At 70.9% G+C, this 5476-nt stretch carries 5 protein-coding genes; all 5 read right to left on the minus strand.

The features are described from left to right. On the minus strand, nt 1-1049 hold a 1049-nt coding region (flgL, locus tag VNT59_RS00160), incomplete at its 3' end, for a flagellar hook-associated protein FlgL (protein ID WP_325495430.1). Nucleotides 1050-1078: 29 nt separating this feature from the next. Beyond that, on the minus strand, nt 1079-2761 hold the full coding sequence (gene flgK / locus VNT59_RS00165; protein ID WP_325495432.1) for a flagellar hook-associated protein FlgK: 1683 nt from the start codon (nt 2759-2761) through the stop codon (nt 1079-1081). A 109-nt stretch (nt 2762-2870) separates the two neighbouring features. Then, nucleotides 2871-4514 (minus strand): methyl-accepting chemotaxis protein, encoded by a 1644-nt coding sequence (locus VNT59_RS00170; protein WP_325495434.1) that lies wholly within the window; start codon nt 4512-4514, stop codon nt 2871-2873. Between the two features lie 83 nt (nt 4515-4597). Further along, the gene (locus VNT59_RS00175; protein WP_325495436.1) at nt 4598-5062 is read right to left on the minus strand and encodes a cache domain-containing protein; all 465 of its coding nucleotides are present in this window, start codon (nt 5060-5062) and stop codon (nt 4598-4600) included. A gap of 32 nt (nt 5063-5094) precedes the next feature. Continuing rightward, the coding region (locus tag VNT59_RS00180; RefSeq protein ID WP_325495438.1) for a methyl-accepting chemotaxis protein at nt 5095-5476 on the minus strand (382 nt) is incomplete at its 5' end.

Here is a 5476-nt window from a genome sequence, read left to right on the forward strand (position 1 = left end):
TAGGTCTGGTCCACCACCTGCCGCCATTCGCCGCCGCCCTTGAGCGCGTCGAGTTCGGCCAGCCGCGAGCCGACCGAGGAGCGCACGGTGAGGACGTTGTCGTGCGCGTTGGTGAGCTTCACGTTCGCGGTGCTGAGCGCGTTGGCCAGGCGGGCGCTGGCCACCGGATCGGTGACCGGCGCCTTGAGGGTCGTGATCAGGTCGCGCATCGCCTGGAACACGTCGGCGCCCGAGGCCTGCGCCGAGGCGACCGTGAAGACGTCGCCGTCGGCCGGCGCGCCGTCGATGCGGATCTTCAGGCCGCCGACCTCGATCGGCTGGCCCGCGGTGAAGGTGCCGGTGGTGGCGGTGGTGCCGTCGTCCACCGTGTACTGCCCGGCCGGGCCGAAGGTCAGCGTGTAGTCCTTGCCGTCGCTCACCGACACCGCGCTGAACACGCCGGAGCCGGCGTTCAGCGGCCCGGCCACCGGCACGTGCCGGGCGCTGCCCTGCACCGAGCGGAACACCGTCGCGCCGTCGTCGGTGGCGGCCATCTGCCGCGACACGTCGACCTGGATCAGGCGCTGGCCGAGGTCGCCGGCGTAGCCGACGCTGCCGTCGGCCTGCTGGACGAACGGCGGGGTGGCGCTCTGGAAGCCGGCGAACAGGTACTGCCCGTTGCCGTCGTCGGTGTTGGCGGTGCGCAGCAGCTGCGCGAACTGGCCTTCCAGCGCGGTGGCGATGGTGGAGCGGTCGGCGTCGGACATGGTGCCGTTGCCGGCCTGCACCACCAGCGTCTTGACCTCCTGCAGGATGCCGGTGGCCGACTGCAGCGCGCCTTCTTCCATCGAGAGCGACTGGACGGCGCGGCCGCGGCTGGCCGCATACTGCGCGCCCTCGGACATCGACTGGGCGACGCCCAGCGCGCGCGCGGCGGCGACCGGATCGTCGGACGGGGTGAGGAAGCTGGTGCCCGCGCCCAGCTTCTGCTGGACCCGGAACAGTTGCTGCTGCAGCGAGCTCATGCCCGCCGCGTTGCGTTCGAAGAAGGCCTGGGTGCTGATGCGCATCGCTGGTCCTGGGATCGTTGCGGCCGCGTTCAGCGCAGGCCGAGGATGGTGTCGAAGATCGCCGAGGCGGTCTGGATCACCTTGGCATTGGCCTGGTACATCTGCTGGTACATCAGCAGGTTGGCGGTTTCCTCGTCCTGGTTGACGCCAGCCACCGCCTGCTGGCTGGCGCGCACCTGGGCGGCGAGGCTGGCCTGGCTGTCGTGCGCCACCTGGACTTCCATGGCCCGGTTGCCGACCTCGCTCACCAGCCGGGCGTAGGCGCCGTTGAAGGTGGTGGTGCCGTCGCCGACCAGCGCCTGGCGCTGCAGCGCCGCCAGTTGCAGCGCGTTGCGGCCGTCGGCCGGGCCGAAGCCGGGGTTCTGGCCAGCGGCGATGCGCGACGGGTCGCCGATCGCAACCTCGAAGTCGCGCGCGGCGGCGCGGGTGGGCGCCACCAGGAACGAGTCGCCCGGCTGCGGCAGCCCGGCCGGGGCGACCGGTTCGACGGTCACGCCGTCGAAGGAGAGGCTGGTGAACGAAGCCGGGTCGGCGCCGGCCGGCGCCACCGTGGCCGCCACCGGCTGGCCGTCGGACAGCCGGGTCACCGAAAAGGTCAGCGCGCCCGGCGTGCCGCCGACCTTCACCGCGTAGTCGCTGGTCGTCAGGCGCGAAGCGTCGGTCACCGTCGCCGTGACCGCCAGCGTCCCCTTGTTGTTGCCGTTGGACAGCGTGACCGGGCCCGCCAGCGAGAAGAAGTCCGCGCCGTCCTGACCCAGCAGGTCGACGCCGGCGCGATGCTGCTGGTTGAACGAGGCCGCCAAGGTCGTCGCGATGCGCCCGATCGCGTTCTGCGCGCTCGCCAGCGCCTGGCCGCGGAAGGCCAGCATCCCGCCCAGCGTGCCGCCGCTCACGTCGGCGTCCTTCAGCTCGGTGGTGTTGCCGTTGGCGCCGAGCAACGCCACCGCCTGGCGCGTCGGATCCGCCGCCGAGGCCACGGCCGTGACGGTGGCGGCGCGGTCGCCGAGCACCAGCGTGTGGCCGCTGCCGATGAAGACGTTGTACTGGCCGCCGTCCTGCTGCACCACGGTGACGCCGACCACCTTGCTCAGGTCGGCCAGCAGCTTGTCGCGGGTGTCCAGCAGGTCGTTCGGCGGCTGGCCGCTGGCCCCCGACAGCTGGGAGATCTGCCGGTTGAGGGCCGCCACCTGGGTGGCGATGCCGTTGATCTGGTTGACGCTGCCGGCGATCTGCTCGTTGAGCGAGCCGTTCAGGTCGGTGAGGTAGCGGTCGACCGAGCGGAACTTGCCGGCCAGCGCCTGCGCGCCGCTGAGCAGCTGCTGGCGCGCCGCCGGGTCGGCCGGGGTGTCGGCGACGCCTTGGACGCCGGCGAAGAAGCCCTGCATCAGCGCCGACAGACCCGAGGTGCGGTCGGCCAGCAGGTCGTCGAGGCGGCGGATCTGGTTGGCGTAGGCGTCCAGCCCCTGGGCCGAGGATTCGGCCTGCGACAACTGCGCCGACAGGAAGCCGTCGTAGCTGCGCACGACGGTGGTGACGCGGGCGCCGGCGCCGATGAAGCCGCCGGTGGTGGCCAGGGCGGGATTCGACTCCACCACGACCTTCTGGCGGCTGTAGCCCTCGGTGTACACGTTGGCCGTGTTGTGGGCCGTCGTGACCAGCGCGGTGCGCGCGATGTTCAGCCCAGAAAGGCCGGTGGAGAACAGGACGGACATGGTGAGTGACTTTCGAGCATGCAGGGGGCCGGGCCTTCGGACCGACCCCACATCTTGGTTATCGGCAGGAAACGCGGATGCGATAGGGCGGCGGCGCGCGCCGCGCGGGTCAGAAGGTGGCCCATTCGCCGCGGGTCCCGTCCGGCGCTTCCTGCCCGGCGCGCGGCGCCGGCCGCGGCGCGGCTTCCTGCGCCCGGGCGATCGCTTCGGCGGCCTGCGCCTCGGCCAGGCGGAACGCGCTCACGGCCTCGACCAGGCTGCCGGCCTGCAGCTGCATCGACTGGGCCGCCGAGGATGCCTGCTCGACCAGCGTGGCGTTCTGCTGCGTCACCTGGTCCATCTGGGTGATGGCGGCGTTGACCTGCTCGATGCCGCGGGTCTGCTCCTGGCTGGCGCTGGCGATCTCGCCCATGATCTCGCTCACGCGCCGGATGCTGGCGACCACTTCGGTCATCGTCTGGCCGGCCGCACCCACCAGCCGGGTGCCGGCGTCGACCTTGCCGGTCGAGTCGTCGATCAGCGTCTTGATCTCCTTGGCCGCCGCCGCCGAGCGCTGCGCCAGGCTGCGCACCTCGGCCGCCACCACGGCGAAGCCCCGCCCCTGCTCGCCGGCCCGCGCCGCTTCGACCGCGGCGTTGAGCGCCAGGATGTTGGTCTGGAACGCGATGCCGTCGATCACCGAGGTGATGTCGAAGATCTTGCCGGACGAGGCCGCGATCGACGCCATCGTGTCGACCACGTCCTTGACCACCGCGCCGCCCTTGGCGGCCACCTGCGAGGCCGACGCCGCCAGCTGGTTGGCCTGGCGGGCGTTGTCGGCGTTCTGCTTGACGGTGCCGGTCAGCTGCTCCATCGAGGCCGCCGTTTCCTGCAGCGAGCTGGCCTGCTCCTCGGTGCGCTGCGACAGGTCCTGGTTGCCGGAGGCGATCTGCGACGAGGCGCTGGAGATCGAGTCGGTGCCCGCGCGCACCTTGCCGACGATGGCCGCCAGGCCGGCGTTCATCTCGGCCAGCGAGCGCACCAGGTCGCCGGTCTCGTCGGTCGAGGTCGCGTGGATGGTGCCGGTCAGGTCGCCGCCGGCGATCTGGCCGGCGTACGCGGTCGCCGCCTTGAGCGGACGCACGATCAGCCGGGTCATCACCACCGCCGCGGCGGCGGACACCGCCACCGCCACCACGATCATGGCGACCAAGACGATCAGGGCCTGGCGGAACGCCGCCTCCGCTTCCAGGTAGCTCGCTTCGGCGGCGCGCCGCTCGATCTCGACGATCGCGCCGAACTCCTTGAGCATTTCCTGGAAAATGCCGTCGGCGTTCTGCAGCAGCATGGTGCCCATGCTGACGTCGACGGTGCTCAGGTCGATGCCCTTGACCACGTTGTCCTCGTACTTGGCGAGCTTGCCGGCCAGCACGCCGGCCAGCCGGCGCTCCTCGGCCGAGCCGGCACTGCGCGCGAAGTGCTGCACCGTCCCGATCGCCTCGTCGATCCGCCGCTTCTGCGCCGCGGTGGTCTGCTGGATCTGCTCGGGCTGGAGGTTGGAAATCCAGGTGAGGAGCCGGTACACGTTGGAATGCACCTCGGTGATCGCCTGCGACGCCTGGGTCGCCTTCCGGTAGTCGGCGAAACGCTGCTGGTACATGCCCTCGATCGTCTGCGCCTGCTTGGTGAGCACCGCGTACGACAGGCCGCCCAGCGCCAGCAGGAAGGTGATGGCCACCAGCGGTCCGAGGGCGATCTTTTGCCAAAGCTTCATTCTTGACTCCTTCACCAGTGACGGTGCGTTTCGCTATCGACCGGCAGGCGCCGCGGGCCCGGACCCGCCGGCGCCGGCACCGGTCACCGCTTGTAGATGCCGGTGCAGACGATGACATCCGACTCGCGCTCGCAGTACATCGACTTGGGCAGCACCTTCTTGGTCACGGGGTCGACGAACTTGAAGTCCTGCCAGAACTTGCCCTTGGTCTTGGCCAGCTCGAAGCGCTCGCGGAAATAGGCCTTGCCGTCGACGTCGCGGAAGTCGCTCATGTCCATGCCGACCATCTTGGCGTTCTGGCCGTGGGCCATGCTGGGGCCGGACAGCGAGGTCACGGTCACGTACAGGTCGCGGTCGGCGAACGGCGCCTTCTTGGCGGTGAAGTCGGCATAGGCCTGCTCCTTGCCGGCCTTCATGTGCTCGATGGCCCGCTTGACCATCGCCTCGGCTTCGGCGGCGGTGCCGAACTCGGCCGCCGCGCCGGCCGGCAGCGCCGCGGCGAGCAGCGCGCACGAGACCGCGCCCAGGATCAGTTGCTTGAAGTTCATGGTGTGCTCCTGTGAAAGAAACTGGCTGTCGGTCAGGCCGTCTGCGCCGGCCGGCGGCCGGCGGCCGCCGACGCCAGGCTGCTTTCGCGCAGCTGGGTGATGAGGCGCTGCGCTTCGGCATCGGCGTCGAGCTGGAACACGCTGACGGCGTCGACCAGCTGGGCGGCCTGCTCCTGCAGGTCGGTGGCGGCGGCTGCCGCCTGCTCCACCAGGCCGGCGTTCTGCTGCGTGACGCGGTCCATCTGGGTGATGGCCTGGTTCACCTGCTCGATCCCGCGCGTCTGCTCCTGGCTGGCCGCGGCGATCTCGCCCATGATGTCGGTCACCCGCTTGATGCTGCCCACGATCTCCTGCATCGTGGCGCCGGCCTGCCCCACCAGCTGGCTGCCGGCGTCGACCTTGCCCACCGAGTCG

This window comes from Ramlibacter sp. (assembly GCF_035554825.1).
GTDB lineage: Bacteria > Pseudomonadota > Gammaproteobacteria > Burkholderiales > Burkholderiaceae_C > Ramlibacter.